At 72.9% G+C, this 20,075-nt stretch carries 16 protein-coding genes; 2 read left to right on the top strand and 14 right to left on the bottom strand.

Translation table 11 applies throughout. The features are described from left to right. Positions 1-24: 24 nt before the first annotated feature. Both ACGFMP_RS24295 and ACGFMP_RS24300 read right to left on the bottom strand, forming a co-directional pair. Entirely contained in the window at positions 25-1,767 is a 1,743-nt protein-coding gene (locus ACGFMP_RS24295) for a hypothetical protein (protein WP_393675076.1), read from the bottom strand. A gap of 533 nt (positions 1,768-2,300) precedes the next feature. Next, entirely contained in the window at positions 2,301-2,996 is a 696-nt protein-coding gene (locus ACGFMP_RS24300) for a maleylpyruvate isomerase N-terminal domain-containing protein (protein WP_393675077.1), read from the bottom strand. Between ACGFMP_RS24300 and ACGFMP_RS24305 the strand changes: the two genes are divergently transcribed. After that, the gene (locus ACGFMP_RS24305; protein ID WP_393675078.1) at positions 2,908-3,468 is read left to right on the top strand and encodes an exonuclease domain-containing protein; all 561 of its coding nucleotides are present in this window, start codon (positions 2,908-2,910) and stop codon (positions 3,466-3,468) included. The two genes, ACGFMP_RS24300 and ACGFMP_RS24305, sit on opposite strands and share 89 nt — an antisense overlap. Before the next feature lie 418 nt (positions 3,469-3,886). Here ACGFMP_RS24305 and ACGFMP_RS24310 read toward each other — a convergent pair whose 3' ends face one another. From ACGFMP_RS24310 to ACGFMP_RS24365, 12 genes are all read right to left on the bottom strand, one after another. Beyond that, positions 3,887-4,846 carry a formylglycine-generating enzyme family protein gene (locus ACGFMP_RS24310; RefSeq protein ID WP_393675079.1) on the bottom strand — a complete coding sequence of 320 codons (960 nt, stop codon included), beginning with the start codon at positions 4,844-4,846 and terminating at the stop codon, positions 3,887-3,889. A 177-nt stretch (positions 4,847-5,023) separates the two neighbouring features. Beyond that, the gene (locus ACGFMP_RS24315) at positions 5,024-6,427 is read right to left on the bottom strand and encodes a sulfatase (RefSeq protein WP_393675080.1); all 1,404 of its coding nucleotides are present in this window, start codon (positions 6,425-6,427) and stop codon (positions 5,024-5,026) included. 242 nt (positions 6,428-6,669) lie between these two features. Further along, entirely contained in the window at positions 6,670-7,875 is a 1,206-nt protein-coding gene (locus tag ACGFMP_RS24320) for a PQQ-binding-like beta-propeller repeat protein (RefSeq protein WP_393675081.1), read from the bottom strand. A gap of 79 nt (positions 7,876-7,954) precedes the next feature. After that, on the bottom strand, positions 7,955-8,767 hold the full coding sequence (locus ACGFMP_RS24325) for an IclR family transcriptional regulator (protein WP_393675082.1): 813 nt from the start codon (positions 8,765-8,767) through the stop codon (positions 7,955-7,957). 116 nt (positions 8,768-8,883) lie between these two features. Beyond that, positions 8,884-10,023 (bottom strand): PP2C family protein-serine/threonine phosphatase, encoded by a 1,140-nt coding sequence (locus ACGFMP_RS24330; RefSeq protein ID WP_393675083.1) that lies wholly within the window; start codon positions 10,021-10,023, stop codon positions 8,884-8,886. A gap of 189 nt (positions 10,024-10,212) precedes the next feature. Next, positions 10,213-10,626, bottom strand: a complete 414-nt coding sequence (locus ACGFMP_RS24335) for a glyoxalase (RefSeq protein WP_393675084.1) — start codon at positions 10,624-10,626, stop codon at positions 10,213-10,215. A gap of 78 nt (positions 10,627-10,704) precedes the next feature. After that, positions 10,705-11,787 carry a serine hydrolase domain-containing protein gene (locus ACGFMP_RS24340; protein WP_393675085.1) on the bottom strand — a complete coding sequence of 361 codons (1,083 nt, stop codon included), beginning with the start codon at positions 11,785-11,787 and terminating at the stop codon, positions 10,705-10,707. Continuing rightward, the gene (locus tag ACGFMP_RS24345) at positions 11,784-12,707 is read right to left on the bottom strand and encodes a DUF6895 family protein (protein WP_393675086.1); all 924 of its coding nucleotides are present in this window, start codon (positions 12,705-12,707) and stop codon (positions 11,784-11,786) included. Before ACGFMP_RS24345 ends, ACGFMP_RS24340 begins: the two co-directional genes overlap by 4 nt. Further along, positions 12,704-13,762 (bottom strand): DUF6895 family protein, encoded by a 1,059-nt coding sequence (locus tag ACGFMP_RS24350; RefSeq protein WP_393675087.1) that lies wholly within the window; start codon positions 13,760-13,762, stop codon positions 12,704-12,706. The genes ACGFMP_RS24345 and ACGFMP_RS24350 overlap by 4 nt, the downstream gene beginning before the upstream one ends. Then, positions 13,759-14,418, bottom strand: a complete 660-nt coding sequence (locus tag ACGFMP_RS24355; protein ID WP_393675088.1) for a hypothetical protein — start codon at positions 14,416-14,418, stop codon at positions 13,759-13,761. The genes ACGFMP_RS24350 and ACGFMP_RS24355 overlap by 4 nt, the downstream gene beginning before the upstream one ends. Before the next feature lie 58 nt (positions 14,419-14,476). After that, a complete protein-coding gene (locus ACGFMP_RS24360; protein ID WP_393675089.1) occupies positions 14,477-14,665 on the bottom strand; it encodes a hypothetical protein in 189 nt (62 codons plus the stop codon). Positions 14,666-14,901: 236 nt separating this feature from the next. Next, the gene (locus ACGFMP_RS24365) at positions 14,902-18,303 is read right to left on the bottom strand and encodes a hypothetical protein (protein ID WP_393675090.1); all 3,402 of its coding nucleotides are present in this window, start codon (positions 18,301-18,303) and stop codon (positions 14,902-14,904) included. A gap of 184 nt (positions 18,304-18,487) precedes the next feature. Between ACGFMP_RS24365 and ACGFMP_RS24370 the strand changes: the two genes are divergently transcribed. After that, positions 18,488-20,017 carry an esterase/lipase family protein gene (locus ACGFMP_RS24370; RefSeq protein WP_393675091.1) on the top strand — a complete coding sequence of 510 codons (1,530 nt, stop codon included), beginning with the start codon at positions 18,488-18,490 and terminating at the stop codon, positions 20,015-20,017. Positions 20,018-20,075: the final 58 nt, after the last annotated feature.

The following is a 20,075-nucleotide window of genomic DNA, read 5'->3' on the forward strand; positions in this document are numbered from 1 at the left end:
TTGGTCGAGCGGTGCGGTCGGGAGTCAGTGGGACGGGCGCAGCGAGAAGGTGACGACTGCGGCGGCGTGGTCCGAGGGCCAGCCGTTGGCCGCGGTCCCGGGAACCGGCTGCGGCCAGCCCGTCGTGAGGGAGTGCGCCTCGACGACCTTCAGCGCACCGGCGTACTGGACCTGGTCGATACGGTCCTGCGGCTCCGCGCCGCCGTCGCGCACCGGCCTCACCGGCGACCAGGTGTTGCCCGGAACCCTGGACGGGTTCGGGTTGGCCTTGCGGAAGGCGTCGGTGAGCCCCGCCCTCTCCAGCGTCTCGGTGACCGGCCAGGCCACCGCGCCCACTCCTCCGTGCGCGGACGCCGTGTGCGACGTCCAGTCCAGGTGCGAGGGGGAGGCGAGGCCGGCCGCGAGGATCACCGGGGTGCGCCCCGCGAGGTCGTGCCGCATCGCGGCGGCCAGCGCCTGTGCCTGCCGGTAGCGCAGGGTGCGCTGTTCCGCGGCCACGAGCTGGGCCGCACCGGTGTGCGGCCCGGCAGCGTAGGGACCGTAGTCCGCCTCGTCGAGCTGCGCGGCCCACAGCCGGACGGTGGTGCCGCCGGGCAGCCGGAGGGTGGCCGACAGGGCCGGCAGGGCCGCGGTCGGCTCGGTCACGTCGGTCAGCGGGTGGCGGCTGACCACGCCGAGGCTGCCGGAGGTCTGGTGCACGTACCAGCCCAGCGCCTCGCCGAGGGCACGGGCAGCGGCCCCGCCGGTCTCCTGGAGCGCCACCACGTCGAAGCCCTGGGCGAGCACCACCCGGGCCTGCTTCTCCAGCGGTCCTTCGACATGCGCGCCGCCGTCCCACAGGTTCAGCGAGGCGACCTTGAGCGTGAGGTCGTCCTTGGCGGCGCGGACGGGCACCTGTACCGCCACGGTGTCCTTGCCGTTGGCGCTGTCCTGCACGCCGACGACGATCCGGCCAGGGGCGCGGGGGGCCCGCGCCGGCACCTTGGCGGTGACGGTGCCGTCCCCTGCCACCACCAGCCAGGAGTCGCCGGAGATCCGGCGGTAGGCCGGGGTGCCCGGCTTGTTGCCCTCGGGGCGGATCCAGAGGTTCCCCAGCGGCATCCGGACGGTGTCGCCCTCGGTCGCGGGGACGGTCACCGCGTCCACGGCCTCGTGCGGGGGCTGGACGGGGCTGAACCCGAACGGTGCGGTCTTCGCCAGGATTGGGTACTGGTCGTCGTAGAGCAGGTAGGCCGTGTAGGGGCCGCCGGTGAGGCCTGAGGTGTCGAGGGTGAGGGTGCCGGAGGCGGCGCCCGCGTAGGCCCAGACGGTGGAGGCGCCGTTGCCGGGCTGCCGGTCCCCGTCGTAGATGCCGACCCAGTTCTTGGCGTTGGGGGTGGCGGTGGTCCAGGTGAAGGTGAGCTTCTCGCCCTCGTGCGGCGCGAGGGCGCTCGCCGTCAGGCTGTCGCCCGATCCCGTGAAGGTGACGGGTGCGGCCTGGGCGAGGATCTGGTTGCCGTCGTCGTGCAGCAGATACGCCTGGTAGGGGCCGCCGGCCAGGGCGTGGGTGTCGACGGTGGTGGTGCCGGACGTCGCGTTCGCGACGTACGTCCACACCCACGAGGTGCCGTTGCCCGGGGCGCTGGCCGGGCCGAAGAGGCCGATCCAGTTCTTGGCGGCGGGCTGGTCGGTGGTCCAGGCGAAGGTCAGCTTGTCGCCCACGTGCGGTGCGCCGGGCGAGGCCAGGACGAGGCTGCTGGAGGCCGCGTCGGCGGGCTGGGGTGGCATCGGTGGTGAAGTCCTCTCGGTCCTGTCCGGCCGGGACCCGCGTGGGCACGCCCTCCGGGCCGGGCAGCCGGGCCGTGTGCCGGCCCGGCGGTGGTGCGCCGGCCGCGCGGCCGGCGGTGCCGCCGCGTGGCCGGCGTGGGCCAGTTGGCTATACAACTTCGCCCAGTAAGCAGCCCGACAGGAAATGCTCCGTGAACCGCGTATGGCGGATGGCCGGTCGATGGCCGAATTCGCCCCTCCGCCGGAGCCCGCCGCGGAGCGGCGGCCAGGTGCCGAGGGGGGAGGACAGGGGTGCTCGGCCCCGAGGCCCGCGGCGCCCCTGCTCGGGCCGGCGTCAGCCCAGCGTGATCCAGCGAACGCCGAGCCGTTCGACCCGAGCGGTCTCCGCCGCGTCGAGGGCCGCGCGGCCGGTGACCTTCCGAGGAGGGCGGGGCGGTCCCAGCCCAGTCCGGGCGCCGCATCCAAGTGGTCAGGAACGAGCAGCAGTTCCAGCACCGCCGCCCCGGCCTGGTCGGTGAGCCACGACTCGCGTCTCAGCGCGTCCGCCACGTCCAGTCCGTGGACCGCGACCTCCACCACCCTGGTGAGCAGGAACTCCGACAGCAGCATCGGGTCGCCATGACGGCTGCGCACGACCCGGTCATCCGGTTCTTGGCGGCACATCCGATCCACACGCTCGCGGTGAAGTCCGCGGCGAGCGCGGCTCCGCCGGCGTGCCCGGCGGCCTGGTCCCGTGCCAGGTCGATGCGGGCGGCATTGGTCCCCGGGCTGAACCGGCCGTCGGGCCGGTGGTATTCCGCCGCGCTGACCTCGGCCTTGTCCGGGGCGGGAGCGTCCGGCATCTGCGGCAGCCAGGCGATCACCACCCGGACGTGACCCGGCAACTCCCTCACGGACCAGGGCGCACACCGTGTCGGACGGTCCCAGCCGGACGCCGACAGCCCGGTGACCGCCCCAGAGAGCTCCCCGGCTTCGAGCCGGAAGGCCTCCAGCACACGGCCCTGATCCAGGCCCGGGCACGCTGTCAGCGGCCTCCGACCCGCACGGCGAGGCCGATCCCCGGGTCCACCCCGCTGGAGTGGGAGCGCACGGGTAAAACCGGGTGACCCGGGAACGGGGGTCTTCCTATCCTCACTGCTCGTGGACACCGACGAACTGCTGAACGTGGTTGATGTGGAGGCGACATGCTGGGAAGGGCAGCCGCCGTCCGGTGAGGTCAGCGAGATCATCGAGATCGGGCTCACCGTGGTCGACCTGCGCGCTGGCAGGCGCCTGGCGAAACACCGGCTGCCGGTCCGTCCCGCCCGGTCGAAGGTGAGCCCGTTCTGCACCGGGCTGACCGGGCTCACGCAGGCCGAGGTGGATCAGGGCCTGTCCTTCGCCGAAGCGTGCAGGACGCTGGCGGCCGAGCACCGCGCGGGGGAGCTGCCCTGGGCCAGTTGGGGCGACTACGACCGCAAGCAGTTCGTCCGGCAGTGCCTGGACACGGAAACGCAGTATCCCTTCGGCCACCGGCACATCAACGCCAAGGCGGCATTCACCTCGTCGTTCGGCCTGCGCCGGCGCCCCGGGATGGCCGCGGCTCTGACCATGGCAGGACTGCCGTTGGAGGGGCGCCACCACCGCGGTGACGACGACGCCTGGAACATCGCCGCCCTGGTGCTCGACCTGTCCGGGCGGGGCGACTGGCCCGCCGCCTGACCCCTGGGCAGTACCGGTGCTGCCCAGGCCCTGCCATTCGCCGGGGGGCAACGGCCTGCGACGGCGAGGCGGATGCGAAGCCGGCACCGTCCGCGTCGGCGAAGGCCGCGGGCACGACGGCTCCGGGCTTCAACAGCGCCTACGCCCCGCACGCCTTCGCCGAGCAGAAGGTCATCCACCCGTCCACGAACAACGGCGAGGTCGGCCTCACGATGTCACTGGCGTCGTACGAGGGGGCGGGCGGGCCAGGACCTCACCCACGACGTCATCAAGCCCCAGACCGAGAGGATGGTGCTCCCTCCGGCGTGACCCGGCCCGTGCCGCGCCCGGTCGCCTCCCGCACCACGTCGGCCGGGCGGGCAGGTCAAGATCCTCACGGGTCGGCCGTCGCGCCTGCCGGTGGAGTGCGTGGCGCCCCTCAGCGCGCCACGCGGAAGCCGATGTTGCCCGTCGAGCTGTCCGGGGTGTTGGAACTGCGGGCGCCGACGCGGTAGCGGTTGCAGTACGAGCGGTGGCACAGGTGCGAACCGCCGCGCATCACGCGGGCGCTTCCGTCGGGCGGCCCCGAGGGGAAGCGGCGCGGGCCGGTGCGGTGGAAGTCGGCGCTGAACCAGTCGGCGCACCACTCCCAGACGTTGCCCACGGTGTTGTACAGGCCGAAGCCGTTGGGGCGGTGTGCGCGCACCGGCACCGTGCCGGGGCGGCTGCCCGGTTCCGGCTGCGGGAAGTCGCCCTGCCAGATGGCGAGCATCCGCCGTCCGCCGGGTGCGAGGTCGTCACCCCACGGGTAGCGCTTGCGGGCGAGTCCGCCGCGCGCGGCGTACTCCCATTCGGCTTCGGTGGGCAGCCTGGTGCCCGACCATGTGCAGTAGGCGTTCGCGTCGTTCCATGACACGTGCACCACCGGGTGGTCCTGGCGGCGGCTCAGGTCGGAGCCGGGACCCGAGGGCGCACGCCAGTTGGCGCCCTGGACGGCGCGCCACCAGGGTGTGCCCGCGACGGCGGGGGAGGCCGCCCTCGACCCCGGTGGCAGGAAGGCCTCGAAGACGTAGGAGAAGCCGAACCGCTCGGCCTCGGTGACATGGCCGGTCGCCTTCACGAAGGAGGCGAAGGCGGCGTTGGTGACAGTGGTCGCGGACACCGCGAAGGCCCCGACCTCGACCTCGCGGACCGGGCCCTCTCCGTCGGCCGTCACCGCGTCGGGGTCGTCCGAGCCCATCAGGAAGGTTCCGCCGGGCAGTTCGACCAGACCGCGCGCCGCCCGCCCGGCGGCGTCCGTCCGCCGGGCGGCCGCAGCGGCGCCGGGACGCGCGACCGCTGCGGGTCCCGCGTGGCCGTGCCCTGGCGTGCAGCAGGAACGGGTGGGGGTGGTGTCCATCGGGCTGCGCCTCCTGGGAGGGGGAGGCGGGCGCCGGCACGGGGAATCCCGGGCCGGCGCCCGCACGGTGATGCCGACGGTCGGCAGAAGGGACCGCCGAGGAGGCCTTCGTTCAGGCCCTGCGCTCAGTTTTTCGGCCAGGGCCTCGACCGTTCGCGGCGCGGTCGAGGAGTCCGGTCAGGCGGCCCGGTCGGCCGCCAACTGTGCGGCGAGCGCCGGGATTCCGAGGGCCGCCTCCTGCGCGGGTGTCGCCTGGTAGAGGAGATTGGTCAGCTGGTACGGGTCGTTGACGAGGTCGTAGTACTCGCGGAAGACCAGTTCTCCGGTGCCCACCTCCTGCCCCGAGGTGTCGGTGTGCAGCTTGTAGTACTCCGTGTACTGCCTGGTCGGGCTGACCGTCGACGCCCAGGTGTGCGGGTTGCCGCCCTCGCCGCGATGCCACCACTCGACCAGCAGGTGGTCGCGCCGGTAGGAGCCGAGCAGCGAGTGCCCGTTCTGCGGAGTGTCGGGGGTGATACCCGCCGCGTCCAGGATGGTGGGCGCGACGTCGATGTTGGCGGCTACCCGGTCGTCGGCGGTACCGCCGGCCAACCCCGCCGCCGGCCAGGACAGGTAGAACGGCACCTCGATGGACGGCCGGTAGGGCACCGACTTGGCTGTCCAGCCGTGGTCACCCCAGCAGTAGCCGTTGTCGCCCAGGTAGATGACCAGGGTGTTGTGCAGCTGCCCGAGAGCCGCCAGCTTGTCGTGGATGGCCTGCACCGCGTCGTCCACCGACAGCAGTGTCCGCAGCTGGTTCCTGCGGATGGTGCGGCCGTCGGCCAGGGTGTGGGTGGCGTTCTTGATGTAGTCGGGCTTGTCGCTGCGGTCGGCCTCGGGCACCGAGGGGCGGCCGTTCCACTCGGGTACCGCGGTGTCGGCGTACTTGGGCTCGGGGGTGTTGGGCGCGTGCGGGGCCTTGGGGGCGACGAAGGCGAACCACGGCCGCTGGTCGGTCCTGGCCTCGTCGAGGAAGTCCAGCACGCGGTCCTTGATCACCGTGGTGCTGTAACCCGCGATGGTCCGCAGGGTGCCGTTGTCGTTGTAGGTGCCGTTGTTGTAGGCCACCGGGTCGAGCAGCAGCCAGTCGTCGAAGTGCGGCGGGTTGTCGGTGTTGTGCCAGGCGTTGAGGTACTTGCCGAACAGCCCGGTCCGGTAGCCGCCGTCGTGCAGGTAGCGCTGCACGGTCGTGTGCTGGTCCAGGTTGTACGGGCTGCTGTTGTCGCGCACGCCGTGGTTGTGCGCGTAGCGGCCGCTGAAGATCGACGAACGGGAGGGCGCGCACAGGGGGGTGCTCACATGACCGCGGCCGAACTTCACCCCGTTGTCGACCAGCCAGGCCTTCGTCTTGGGGGTGGCCCACTCGGTGGCGTTGGGCTGGTCGTCGGTGAGGACGACCAGGATGTTGGGCCGGGTCCCGGCCGCGGCCTGCGCCGCGGCGGCTCCGGTGACGGCGGGGACGGCGATCGCGGCAGAGGCCACGGCTGCTGCGCCGGCGAGGAAACCTCGTCGGCCGAGGTCCTGTCGGTCTTGACGGCTCACGGTGGTACGCCTCCTGACAAGGGGAGAGCGAGGCGCGGCGGACGGGCCCGCGCGCTCGGCGGAGTCGCACTTGCGTCGGTGACGCTACGGTGGGCCGGGAGCGCGCGGCTACGACAAAGCCGCACGTGACACGTGCATTTCATACGCCCGTAGAGCTGCCATGTTCCCGCAACACGGCGTTGACACATGCCCCGCGCCGACCGGCGGACCGCCGCCGCGGACGAGCCCGGGAGCGGTCCGGATCAGCGCCAGTCGTAGGCCGTCAGCGGCGGTGTGGAGGGGCTGCTCTTCTTGTTGACCCACAGCATCCGCTTGCCGTGCAGGTGCACGGTGTACGGCTCGTCCGCCGTCACCCGCAGGTTGCGGCGAGCCACCTGGCGGCCGTCCGCGGGGTCGAGCACGTACGCCTCGCCCTCCAGGGAGGTCTGCCCGTCGATCTCCAGATTCCAGTGGTGCACGGTCATCACGTGGCCGCTGTGGAAATCCATGGCGTCGACGCCGATGTTGTCGCTCGTCCACAGGTGTCGGGCCCGCGACAGCGAGAAGCCCGCGAGTTTGGGAGTGCCGGACGAGGGGTCCTCGACGAACGCCAGCAGCGTGTCCCCGCACACGGTGAGCTGCGCGCGGCGGTCGTCGACCGTCCAGTCGCCCAGGACGACTCTGCCGTGATCGCCCGTCAGCGCGATCTCGGCGGTGATGTTCCCCTCGTCGTCGAGCCGCAGCAGGCAGGCCGGGCCGCGCCGGCCCGCTGCCTCGACCGCGACCAGCAGCGGGTCCACGGCCACGATCCGTACCCGCTTGAGGGGGCCGTCGATCGGCAGCGGGCGGCTCCACCGCAGGCGGCCGTCGGTGGCATCGACCGCTCCGACCTTCGCGGTGTCGTCCTGCGTCGTGAGCAGGACGAGCCGGTCGGCCGCGGACCTGATCCGCACCTCGTCGGCGGACCCGTGGTCCACGGCCCACTCCTGCCGCCCCGTTCTCGCGTCAAGGGCTACGGTCCCTGATCGCGTGGCGACCACCGCCCGCTGCCCGGTAAGGGCGAGGACGTCGGGTACGAAGTCGCCACGGTCCATCGCGGTGAGATCCCGCCCGGCCGACCACATCTCCTTGCCCGACACCACGTCAAGGGCCGTGATGGTGGCCGTCTTCGGCCCGCCGGAGATGTCCGGCCAGTGGGCCACGAGTCCGACGCCGTCCTTCACACCGTCGGACATGGCCGACAGCACGTTCCGGCCCGGTACGTCCCAGGACCAGGTCTGGCTGCCGGTGGCGGCGTCGAAGGCCCGCAGCCGATCGAAGGCGGCTGTGACGACCACCCCGTCATGGAACCAGGTCCCGAGCGTGTCCGCTGCGGCGCGGCCGTCGTGCGCGGCTTTCCACACCGGTTTCAGCGAGCGCATGCGCCGCCGGGGCCCCCAGTCGAACGGTGGCGTCCTGACCTCGTCCATGCTGATTCCCCCCGGGCCGATCATGCGATGCCGGGCACAGCGTAAGCGACGCCTGTCCGGGCGGGCACCCAGGCCGCCCTCAGGATGGTGACCTGTGCGGGGTCCACCGGCGTGCGGGGGAGGACGCGCGCGTCGGCGGTCCGGTCTGGCGGCCGGGGCGGCTCGTGAGTTCGTGTTGGAGGCGTTCCGCGGCGCGTTGGAGGTGGGTGATGCCGCGGGTCATGGGAACCGCCCGCACCGGGGAGATGAGGCCGAGTACGTAGGTCCCGGTGGGAGCGTGCACCAGTGCCGCTCCGCACCACCAGCCCAGCCTGGTCTCCTCGCATTCGTAGGCGATGCCGGTGTCGGCGACGCGCTGCAGCCGTCCGTGGAGCAGCCGGGGGCTGGTCACGGTGTGCGGTGTCAGCCGGGTCAGGCCGGCGCGCAGCACCCGGTCGGCCTCGGCCGGGCGCAGGGAGAGCATCAGGTGCCCTGCTGCCGTGACCGCCGCCGGGCCGATGGCCCAGCGCGGTTGCCATGTCGCGGCGACCAGCGGTGCGTGCTCGTGCGGGTAGGCGGTGTCCAGGGTGATCAGCGCGTCCTCGTCGAAGGCCGCGATCCAGGCGATCTGGCGGGTGCGTTCGTGGAGTTCCTGCACGAAGGGTGCTGCCGCCTCCGCGGTGCCCAGCTGGGTGGTCGCCGCGGTCCCGAGTTCGATCAGGCGCAGCCCCAGCCGGTATCCGTGCGCGTCCCGGGACAGTATCCGCTCGGCCACGAGCTGGTTGGCGATCCGCCGCACCGTCGGTTTGGGGATGCCGGTCTCGGCGGCCAGCCGTGCCAGCGAGCACGGATGCGGACCTGCGACCACTTCAAGGATCGCCGTCACCCGGCCTATCACCGTGTGGTCGTCCATGCCGTCACCCCCGGCTCCGCTCCGCCACGAACCCCTCAAGCATGGCACCGCGACGGCGGGCGCGGACCGGGATTTTTCAGGAGAAGCGGCGCCGGCGCAGGGTCACTGCCGAGTCATCAGACCGTGCGCGGACGCCCGGGGATGTCCCGGCGGACCGCGACCACGGCGGCGTCGTCGCCGAGGGAGCCCGAGGCGTGCCGCAGCAGGTCCTCGCGCAGGACGGTCAGCAGGTCGAAGGGGTGCATCCCGCCGGGGACGATGTCGGGGAGGCGTTCGGCCAGCGGGTAGAAGTCGCCCGCGGTGTCGCGGGCCTCGGTGACGCCGTCGGTGTAGAGCAGCAGCAGGTCGCCCGGCGCGAAGTCGTAGACATCCGGCGCCGCCCCCGGGTCCTGCGGCAGCGGGATGCCGAACGGGGGCGCGTACCGGCGCGGCGAGAGCATCGTGACCCGGCCGTCGCGCAGGCGCAGCGGCGCGGGGTGGCCGCTGTTGAGGATGCTGATCCGCGGCTCGTGGTCGGGCACGTCGATGAGGGCGCCGGTGATGAAGGACTCCTCGGCGTCGTGGCCGTGCCGGTTGGGCTGGGCGAGCCCCCAGGTCACGACGGCGTCCAGCTCGGCCTGCAGCGCCTCGAGCGGCAGCTCGCGGTGGGCGGCGCTGCGGAAAGCCCCCAGCAGCAGATCCGCGTCGTCGAGTGCCATCAGCCCCTTTCCGCGCACGTCCCCGATGAGCAGCCGGGTCCCGCCGCGGGTGCGCACCGCCGCGTAGAGGTCGCCCCCGATCCTGGCCTGGTCTGCTGCCGCCTCGTAGAGGAACGCGACCGACAGCGGCCCGATGCGTTCCGGCAGCGGGTGCAGCACCACCTCCTGTGCGGCCTCGGCCACCGAGCGCACCTGTTTGAGCTCGGTGTTGTGCCGCTCGCGCAGCCGGCAGAAGAACACCGTGAACACGGAGATCACGATCAGCGCGACGAGCTGGCTCTCGTGGTTCGACGTGAAGATGCTGTTGCGCACCGCTGCGATGGTGAACAGCGCACCGGTCGCGAGGATCCCGATGAGCGCCGTCAGCCGGGAGCTGCCGAAGGACGCGGTGAGCGCGGGCGCCACGACCAGCAGCGGACCGAGGTGCACGTCCGGCGGCGACAGCACGTCCGCGACGGTGATCACCAGGACCAGGACGATCGGGATCGCCACCAGGCCCTGGTTCGACTGCCAGGACCAGCCGGTGCCCTCACGGGGCCTGGACCAAGGGAACCGCATCGTTCCTCGTCACACCCGTCTCGCTCGCCCGCTGGCACGGTAGGCCCACGCTCCGGAACCGGAAGGGGGCCGCCACCGCGAACCGTCTCCCCCCATTGTGTGGCCGGTGTCCGCGCACCACACGTCGGCGCACGACCCCGCCCCCGGCCCGTCACCCGGCCTCCCCGCGTGCGGGGGCGGTGCCGCGGCTCAGGAGGTACTGGGCTCCAGGAACTCGAGACGGTTGCCGACCTTGTCGAAGGCGTAGAACCGGTCGTGGCCGGGGAAGTCGCCGTCCCATGTCACCTCGTGGCCGCACTCCGCCAGACGCTCGGCGAGTTCGCGCAGGGCGTGCACCAGGATGCCGGGGTGGGCCTTGCGGGCCGGGCTGAAGTCCTGCTCCACGCCGAGGTGGACCTCCAGGCCGCCGCCGCGGAACCAGCAGCCGCCGCGGGCGGCGAGCGCCGGGGGCTTCTCCAGCTCGGTCATGCCCAGCACATCGCCCCAGAACCGGCGGCACAGTTCCTCGGCGCCGGGGGGGATGGCGAGAAGGACATGGTGGAGACCGCCGAAGGAGTAGTCGGCGGGGCTCTCACCGTGGGCGGCCGTGCTCTCGGTCGTCACGCTCGTCTCTCCTCCGTGCGGGTGCGGCCGACCCGGCGTCAGGTACCGGTGCCGGCGGAAGGGTCGACGGTGACGATGTCACTGTGCGGGGCGGCGCGCCAGGTCCTGGAGGAGGGTGTAGCCGGCGGAGACCACCGCGCAGGTGCGGTCGTGGCGGGTGGCGAAGGCGGCGACGGCGGTGCGGGTGGCCGGGTGGAAGCCGAGGAAGCACTGCTGGCCGAAGGTGGCGCCGGCGTGGAAGAGCACGGGTCCGCCCGCGGCCGCGTGCTGGAACCAGGTGAGGGTGTGCGTCTCGCGGCGGTGCGGGACTCCCCGCCGCAGCTGGGGGACCTGGACGTCCCGCAGGGCCTGCGCCGGCTCGCCGCCGGCCGGATCCAGGTGGGCCTCGGCGTAGCCGAGCAGGTCGCCGGGTGTGGACAGCAGCCCGCCGGCGGCGGCGAAGGCGGCCATGTCCGTGGGCGGCAGCGGGGTGCGCCCGTCGCCGCGGCGGCCGACCGCCCGTTCGCGACGCGCACCGGGGTCCGTGCCGAGGGTGGTCGAGGTCAGGGCAAGCGGCCGCAGCACCCGCCTGTCGAGCAATTCGGGGAAGGGGGTGCCGGTCGCGTTCTCCAGCACGGGACCGAGCAGCGCGAGGCCGAAGTTGGAGTAGTGCCAGCGGGTGCCGGGGGCGTGCCGGACGCGGGTGGTGGCAAGGGCGGCCAGCAGCCGGTGGCGGCTGTAGCCGGCGTACCCGTTGGCGTAGGGGTGCAGCAGCGCGCCAGGGACCAGGTCCCGCGGGACCCTCGGCAGGCCTGAGGTGTGGGTGGCCAGGTGGCGCAGGGTGATCCGGCGTGCGTTGCCCGACCGCGGCGGCAGCCCCGGCAGGTGTGCGGCAAGCGGGTCGTCGAGGCCGAGGGCGCCGGTGTGTACGAGGTCGGCCAGCAGCAGCACCGTGAACGTCTTCGACAGCGAGCCGAGGGCGAAGCTCAGCTCCTCGCGCGGCACGGTGGGGGGCGGGGCCGTCCCGCCGGCGGCGTACGTACGGCGCCCGGCGCGGCTCACGGCCACCACGACGTCGGGGGCCCGCACCCGGGCCATGGCCCCGTCAAGGAGAGGGGCGAGTTCCGTACCCTCGGCCCCCTCCGCCACCTCCCGCGCCGGGGCGGCCGGCTCCGCGCTCACGCGGCGACGTCGGCGGACAGCGCCCGCGAGGTGGCCATCGCCGAGGCGAACGCCGCCACCAGGGTGGGGTGGTGGACCTGGTCGAAGACCTCGTCGCGGTCGCCCACCGGCATGGCGCCCTGCACCGGCATCGCCCCGTCCGGCCCCTGCGCCGCGGCGTACAGCTCCCACATCCCGGCGTCGAGTGAGGGCCGGGGCAGGCAGGCGTCGACCACGAGGAGTTCACCGAGCAGGTCCCAGTGCCCGAGTTCGGCCCAGTCCGCCGTCCACGCGGGCAGGTAGCGGGCGAGGTAGTCGGCGATCCGCGGCGGAATGCGGTCGGGGGCGGCTCCCCAGTCGGTGAGGTGGAAGACGGTGTGGGTGATGTCGTAGGCGATGTGCAGCTGCACGGTCCACGGTTCCGGCCTGCGGCCGAGCCAGGTGGCCGCGACGGCCTGTTCCATGTCCCCGCTGGGCACGAGCCCGAGCTTGCGCTCGGCGTTGAGCAGGCCGAGCCGCCGGTTGGGCACCAGTTCCAGCGCCCGCCAGCTCGCGGTGCTCCTGGCCAGGTCGATCGCACCCTCCAGCTCGGGGTGCCGGTGGCCGAGTTCGTGGAGGCTGGCGTAGATCTCCAGCGGCACGGGTGACAGCGGCTCCTGCCGCTGGAGTTCAGCCAGCAGGTTGCCGCCGTCGAGCAGGTCACGCCAGACGTGGTCCAGCAGCCGTACCGAGATGTCGTGCTGCCGTGACCCGGCCACCCCCTCCCGGGCCAGCACCCGCATGTTGATCGCCAACTCGCCCACGGGCTTGAGCCGCTCGACGATGCCGCGGCCGGTGGCCATGTCGGCGTCCGTGAGCCGGAACAGCTCGCGGTGGGCGTCGAGCCAGGCCAGCGCCTGGTCGCCGACACGGTGCAGGAGCGCGGGGGATGCGGCGGTCACGGTGTCGCCTCGCCTTCCGGTAGCGGGTGTTCGGGCAGCGCGACGGTCGCCTGACGCGACGCGGAGAGAGCCGGAGGAACGGGCGGGACGGCGCGCGCCAGGGTGGCGGCGAAGGCGGCCACCAGCGTCGAGTGGTGGCAGGCGCTGAAGGCCTCACCCGGGGGTGCGTCATGCGGCGGAGGGTCGCCGCTCTCGGGCACCGCGCCCTCAGCGGTCCTGCTGCCGGCGAACCGGCGCCATGCCACGGGGTCGTGGGGGCTGCCCGGCAGGCACGCGGAGACGGCGAGGAACTCCCCGACCAGGTCCCACAGCCGCTCCTCCGCCCATGTCTCGGTCCAGGCCGGCAGCCACAGCCGCAGGTAGTCCGCCTGCGGGGCGGGCAGCCGGCCCGGGGTACGGCCCCAGTCGGTGACGTGGAAGACGTCGTGGGTGATGCCGTACGCGGCCCTGCGGTCCAGCGCCCACGGCTCCGGGCACCGGCCGAGCCCGGTCCGCGCGAACACCGCGTCGAAGTCCGCGTGCGGGGGCAGCCCGATCCGGCGTTCGGCGTTGAGCACGTTGAGGGTACGGGTGTGGTCCTCGCGGGGCACCCGCCAGCGGCGCAGCGCGGTGGTGGCCCCGATCAGCTCCTCGGCGCCCGGGTGGCGCAGGCCCGCCCGCGCGAACACCCCGTACAGCTCCACCGGATAGGTGGCCACCGGTTCGCCGCGGACGAGTTCCACGAACAGCTCGCCGCCGCCGGTCTCCTTCCAGGCGAATCCGAACAGGTCGGCGGCGGCCTGGCGTACCGGCTCGACCGGGTGCAGCGCGTGGATCACCTGGGCCAGTTCCGCCAGTTCGCCCAGGGGTTTGAGCGTCGTGTTCGGGTCGGCGTCGGTGGTGACGTCCGCCGGCAGCGCGAAGCAGCGGCGCATCGACCCGAGCCAGCGCAGCGCGCCGGTGACGACGTCGTCCAGCAGCGCCGCGTCCTCGTCCGCGAGCCGGCCGGGCCGGGGCCCGCCGCCTCCCGGCGCGGGACGCAAACGTGCGGCGGCCGGGGACGGCTCGGTGCTCACCGGGGGCCGCCGCCGGGAAAGCGCTGCGCGGCGGTGGCGTGCAGCACCACCCGCGGGTCGCCCCCGCTCATCCGGCGTACGTAGGTCAGGCCCACGTCGAGCCCGAGGGAGTCGGGGACGTCCGGCACGCGGGCCAGCCAGCGGCCCACCCCGGCCGCCTGCATCCAGTCGCGGCGCCGGATCGCCCGGACGAAGCCCCTGGCCAGATCGTCGGTGCGGGCGGCGAGTCCCGCGGCCAGCGCCGGTGCCAGGCCCGGCAGCGAGAGCGCGGCCAGCTGCGACGCACGGCGGGCGAGCTGCGGCCAGGGATCGGTCCGCACCCACTCGTCGCCCGGCATGGGCTCCAGCGGCAAGTCCTCGCCGTTCTCGGGCAGGAATGCCCGGGACGCCTCGACCAGGCCCCGGTAGCTCCACAGCGACACCTCGGAGGCGTCGGAACCGGGTGGATAGGCGGCCAGCGCCCTGCGTACGACCTGCCCGTCGGGGCCGCCGCGCGCGGCGTCGCCGCCGAGGGCATACGGTGCCAGGACGTCGGCGCCCAGCACCCGGATGGCGGCGAGTGCGACCGTGTCGTCCTGGGCAAGGAGGGCCGACAGCGCATAGGCGTCGCCCCCGCCGTCAAGGGCGAGGGCGACTCCGTTTGCGACATCGGCCACCGCAGTGCTCAGTGAGGAGTTCTCCTGCGCCTGCTCGGCCAATGGGTCCCCCTGATCGTCAGCGGGCGTCCGTCTTGGGGGCGCGCGGCGTGGGGGGTGAGATCAGCAGCAGGCCTGCGAGGAACAGGCCGCCGTGGCACTCGCGAGTGTCACGGTAGATGCCTTCCGGTTCTGCGGAATCCAGCAGTCCTTCGACCTCAGCGGCAAGGGCTGCCGTCTGGACGGGGGCTGTGAGCTCCGTAGCCATGGAACCATCTCCTTCTCTCGGGGACTTTCAGATTGGCATTTGCGACATTTCGCCGCAACCGGAACATCTCCAGCCAGGAAACACCGCGTGCCGGGAGGGGCGGGGGCCCGCCCGCGGAGGCGCCGGGGCATCCGGGGGCACCCCCAGGTGGCCCGGAAGCGGTGCCGGGAGCCGGATCCGGGGTCGGGGTCCTGCGGTGGCCCTGCGGCAGCCGCGGATGACGGGGGGAACAGGTGTCACAACGAGCGGCTGTTGTCCTGCGCCCGATGTCCCATCTGATCCCAGAACTCCCTGAGTTCGGCGAGCTTCGTACCCCGCTGCCAGGCCGCCTGAGGGTGCAGCAGGAAGTTCGACCGCGACAGCAGCGTGGACTGGGCCCGGCAGAAGGCCTGGCTCAATTCCACCCGGTGGCCGTCCAGGCCCTTGGGCGGATACGGGCACAGGTCGAAGGCGCAGTCGTCGCGGCAGTCGGAGCCCGCCTGCGACGCCGCGGTACGGGCGGCGGCGCGGCCCGGGTCCAGCGGACTGCGGTCCTGGGTCAGGCACGGCGGCAGATCGGCGCGGCCGGTGTGCCCGAGACGGCGCCGCCGCTCCTCCGGCCAGTCGCCGCGTTCTGCCAGGTTGAGCAGCAGGATCACGTCGGCGAGCAGTTGCTGGGCACGCGGGTCGAGGGCGCTCCAGCCGGTCGAGGGCGGGATCCACAGCTGGTGCTTGCGGGCCTCGCCGTGCGGGGCGGTCTGCGAGCCGACGTGGGCGGCGGCGCCGCACTCGTCGATCCACAGGAAGCGCTCGGGCTGCCGGGACTCCAGCGCCTGGACGCACAGCTCGGCGGCGGCCGCCACGAACGGGTGCTGCCGCTCCCCGCCGGAGAGGGCGAGCCACTGGTGTACCTGCTCCCTGGGGTGCGAGCCGTGGCCGTGCCTGGGCCGCGCCACGTCGGCGCCGTCGGGGAGGTACCAGAGGGCAAGCGCGTGCAGCAGCGTCAGCCGGGTGAACCAGAACCGGGTGCGCTTGAGCATGTCGCAGGCCTGCTCCGCCAGGTACTCCGTGGCCTCGGGCCGGGCGTGCGGGTGGCGGTGCCTGCGGTTGGCGGCGAACTTGAAGCCCTGGGCCAGCGCCACCTCGAGGGTGGGGTCGAGGGCGGGCGAGCCGTCCTCGTCGGGGGTTCCCACCCGCCGCACCCAGCGTTCCAGGTAGGCGTAAGGAGTGTCCTGGTGGCGGTGGGTGGTCACCGAGCCCACGAGCAGCGGGACCAGCCACGCGCACATGGTGTCGTCCCGCCATTCCCGCTCCGCCGTCTCCCGCTCGGCCGCCTCCCGCCGCCGCTCGTCGTGCCGCCGCCTCTCCCGCTCCTGCAGCTCCCGCCTGACCCGGCCGGCGCGGCCCTCCGTCCTGCGGTGCTGCCTGGCCTCCTGCTCCGAGACGCGCTCCGGCTGCTGGCCCTCGTAGAGTTCGAGCACCAGATCGCGCTCGCTCACCCGCTCCGCCCGATGGCCCGTGACGGCCTGCGGTCCGCGCAGCCGCGGCCGGAGCGCGGCGAAGGCCGCGTCACCGCCCGCGCCCATCTCCTGCGCGATGGCGACGCGGATGGGATAGGACGGCTCCTGGCAGGCGATGTCGAACAGTTCGAGGCAGGCGGGCTGCAGTGTCTGCCTGCGGGAGACACTGCGCATCGCCTCGCCGAAGCGGGACACCAGCAGGGCCTTGGCGTCGCGCAGGGTGTGCGGGTCACGGGCCAGCAGGTCGGGCCAGGCCGTGCAGAGCCGCATGGCGATGAGGCGCTGCTGCGGCTCCGCGTCGATGCTGTCGATGTCCAGGGCCGCCGCGTACAGCTCCAGCGCGTTCGTGTGGAGGGTGCGCCCGAAGACCAGCCGCGTGTCGACGGCGGCGTCGTCCGCGCCGGGCACCGGTGCGGCCTCGGGGGAGTCAGGCCGCCAGCCGGTAGGCGTCTGCGCCCGGCACGCCGCGTTCATGAGCAGATCCCGCGCGGCCGCCACCGGGCACCAGTGCTCCTGGCCCGCGACCGCTTCCTCGTGTGTGCACGAGCCCTCGACCGTACGGGAGTGCAGGACCATCGCGATCAGCAGCTCACGCCCCGGCCGGTCCAGCGCGGCGGGGAAGAAGGACCCTTCGGTGGGCTCGGAGGGCATGCCCGGGTGGATCACCGCGTTCATGAACCGGGCCCCGAGGTGGGCCTGCAGGACGCTGTGCTGGAAGCGGACCCGGTCGCCCGCGAGTTCCGCGAGGCCCATCCGCGAACCCCAGTGGGCGGCCAGGCGGATGTCGAGCCGGCTGTCCTCGACCCTCTTCGCCAGCTCCCTGACGATCTCGGGATGCAGGGGCCGCTCGGGGTGCTGCTCGTCGATCACCTCGGCGAACCGCACCTCGGAGGAGTCCGACGCCAGCCCCGCGCACGCAAGCGCAGACAGGTAGTGGACCGTCGCGCGCCGCTCGTCGGGGGCGAGCGGCAGTTCCGGATGGAGGCGGCCGCCGATCAGCGCGTTGAGCCAGGTGTCGAGAAGATGCAGGCGCAGCGCCGCCCGGTCCCCGCCGCGCGTCTCGACGGCGTCCTCCTCGGCGTCCCCCGACAGGGCGTGCTCCAGGAGCCCCTCCTCGTGGAGTTCCCGGGCGATCTGCAGGTAGGTGGGCGCCTCGGCGATGGCGGCCTTCTCGACGATCCAGTCCAGCCGCTGCTGGTCCTCCCAGCTGTCGCCCGAGGAGATGTAGCTCAGTGCCGCCTCCTCGCTCAGCGGCTCCAGGTCGGTGAGCGAGGCCTCCATCCCGCGGAGCGAGTCGTGCGGGCGCGAGGTGATGATCAGGGGGAGCCGCTCCTCGTTCGCCCGGCGGATGGCCAGCCGGATGATGTTGTCGCGCTCCTCGGCCAGCGCCTCTCCGGTCAGCGCCTCTTCGAGCCCGTCCGCGAGGACGACGATGCGGCCCTGCTGGCACAGCCGCCGCCACACCTTCTCTGCCTCCGCGCCGGAGCGGATGTCGCCCTGCACCTCCTGGCAGAACCGCTCGAACGCCATCCGCCGGAAGTCCAGGCTCCCCGTGACCCCGCGCAGGCGCAGCGGGACGGGCACCGCGTCGAACCGCGCGAGCTGCCGCGTCAGCAGGACGACCAGCGCCGTCTTGCCCGTTCCGATGCCCCCGACGACGATGTGCGTCCGGCGGAACCTGCTGTCCTGGAGGTCGCCCATGAGGACTTCGCAGAGCTGGTCGCGGCCGACGACCTCGCCGAAGATGTCGCCTGCGGTCTCCACCAGTTCGTGCGGGGTCTCCCTGGCCTTGCGCAGATACGCCCTGCGCACCCGGCTGAAGCGGAAGAAGAGGTAGGCGACGGTGACCAGTGCGAGCGTGAGGAAGGGCATGAAGACGTTCTGCAGGACGCTGCAGGAGAAGCCGCTCTCGCCGCACTGCCCGTCGATCCAGACCATGGGCGACCAGAAGGTGGCGTCCTTGGAGCCGTTCTTGCCGGCCAGGGTGAAAATGGCCTCTGCCGCGAGGGTGAGCATGACCAGCGCTCCCGCGAAGGTCAGCACCAGCAGCGGGAAATACCAGCCGCTCTTGCGGACCCGCCACTTCCGGGTCTGGCTGTAGGCTTCCCTCCTCCACGAAACGCTGCTGCCAACCTTCACCTCTTCACTGTGTCCATCCGCGCGGCGCTTTCGATGGCGCCCGTGCGACTTTCACCTGTTCGGCACAGTCCGGCGGGATCAACCGGGTGGTTTCGCGTCCACGGGCACACGGCGCGAGGCGCCAGGACCACGTCGGTAGTGGAATGGGCAGCCGCATCGTGCGACAGGGCGCCTTGGAGGTCCGATGTCCGCCGGGTCCGGCTTTCCCATCGTCTACGTCCGGGGGTTCGCGGGCAGTGCGCCCGGGATCGACAAAGCGGTCACCGACCCGTTCTACGGCTTCAACGAGGGCTCGACGCATGTGCGGGTGGGAAGCGGGGACGACCCGCTCTTCTACCAGTTCGAGGGGCCGCTGCTCAGGCTCCACACGGACGAGGGCTACCACATCCTCGTCGAGGGCGGCCAGATGGCGTATCTGGACCGCCACGAGAGCGTTCCGCCCAACAGCATCTGGGTGCACCGCTTCTACGACGTCTCGTCCGACACCTGGGGCGGCAGGGCGCAGGACTTCAGTGTCGAGAACGCCGCACGCGACCTGCTCTCCCTGATCCGGACACTGCAGCGCAAGACCGGCGCGCCCCGGGTCCAGCTCGTCGCGCACTCCATGGGCGGCCTCATCTGCCGCTGCCTGCTCCAGAAGATCATCCCGGACGAGGGCGGCGACCCCCGGGACTACGTCGACAAGCTCTTCACCTACGGCACCCCGCACGGCGGCATCACCTTCGACGTCGGCTTCGGCATGCTGGAGAAGGTGCGGGACGCGCTGGGGATCGAGGGCGCCGACATCTTCGGGCCGCGCCGCATGTACGAGTACCTGACGCCCGCGGCGGTCCAGGACCCCGACGGGCCGCCTGAGCACTGGCCGGCCCGCGAGATGCCGACCGGGCCGCAGGCCTTCCCCCTGGAGAAGGTCATGTGCGTGATCGGCACCGACCCCTCGGACTACGACGTGGCGCTCGGGCTCTCGGCCGACGCCGTGGGCATCAGGAGCGACGGCCTGGTCCGGATCGAGAACGCCTACGTGCCGGGGGCCCACCGCGCGTACGTGCACCGCAGCCACAGCGGGCGCTACGGCCTGGTCAACTCCGAGGAGGCCTACCAGAGCCTGCGGCGGTTCCTGTTCGGCGACCTGCGGGTGGACGCGGACCTGGTCGGCCACCGCCTGCCGGACGCGGACCGCGACCTGACCTGGCAGGCCGAGGTCCGCCTGTCGGTGAGGGGGCTGCCCGTCGTCCTGCACGAACGCCTCGCGGCCCACTGGTGCCCGCTGCAGCTGTCGGCGGGAGGGGACACCGGCGCCGACGGCGCAGTGCGGCTGGCGACCACCTTCCTGTCCAGCCGGCTTCCGCCGCCCGACACCAGCACCGTGCGCTTCTCGCTCCAGTTGCGGGTGTTCTCGCTGCGCGAGGAGCAGCACCGGATCTTCGCCTTCCGCGACCACCTCGAACAGGTCCGCGATTTCGACGACACCCTCATCATCGACGTGGACCTGTCCGACGGCGCCCCCTCCGCATGGGCCGTATGGAACTCCCGTATCCCGGGGGCCGTCAGCGACCACGTACCGGCAGGGCCGCCCCTGCCCGACGAGAATCCCGGCCCCGGCGCCTGGTCCGCGCGCGTCCCGCTGCCCCCTGTCGCCTCAGCCGGCCCGGCCTCTGCGCCCCTGCTCGGCGACGGGGCGGCGGTCCGGCTCACGGTTGCCCCCTGGGAGTGAGCAGAAGGGTCCCCTACCCTGGGTGTGACCACGCTCGTTGATGTGTTCGTGCCGGGAG

Origin of the sequence: Streptomyces sp. NPDC049040 (assembly GCF_043197715.1) — a bacterium.
Classification (GTDB): Bacteria; Actinomycetota; Actinomycetes; order Streptomycetales; family Streptomycetaceae; genus Actinacidiphila.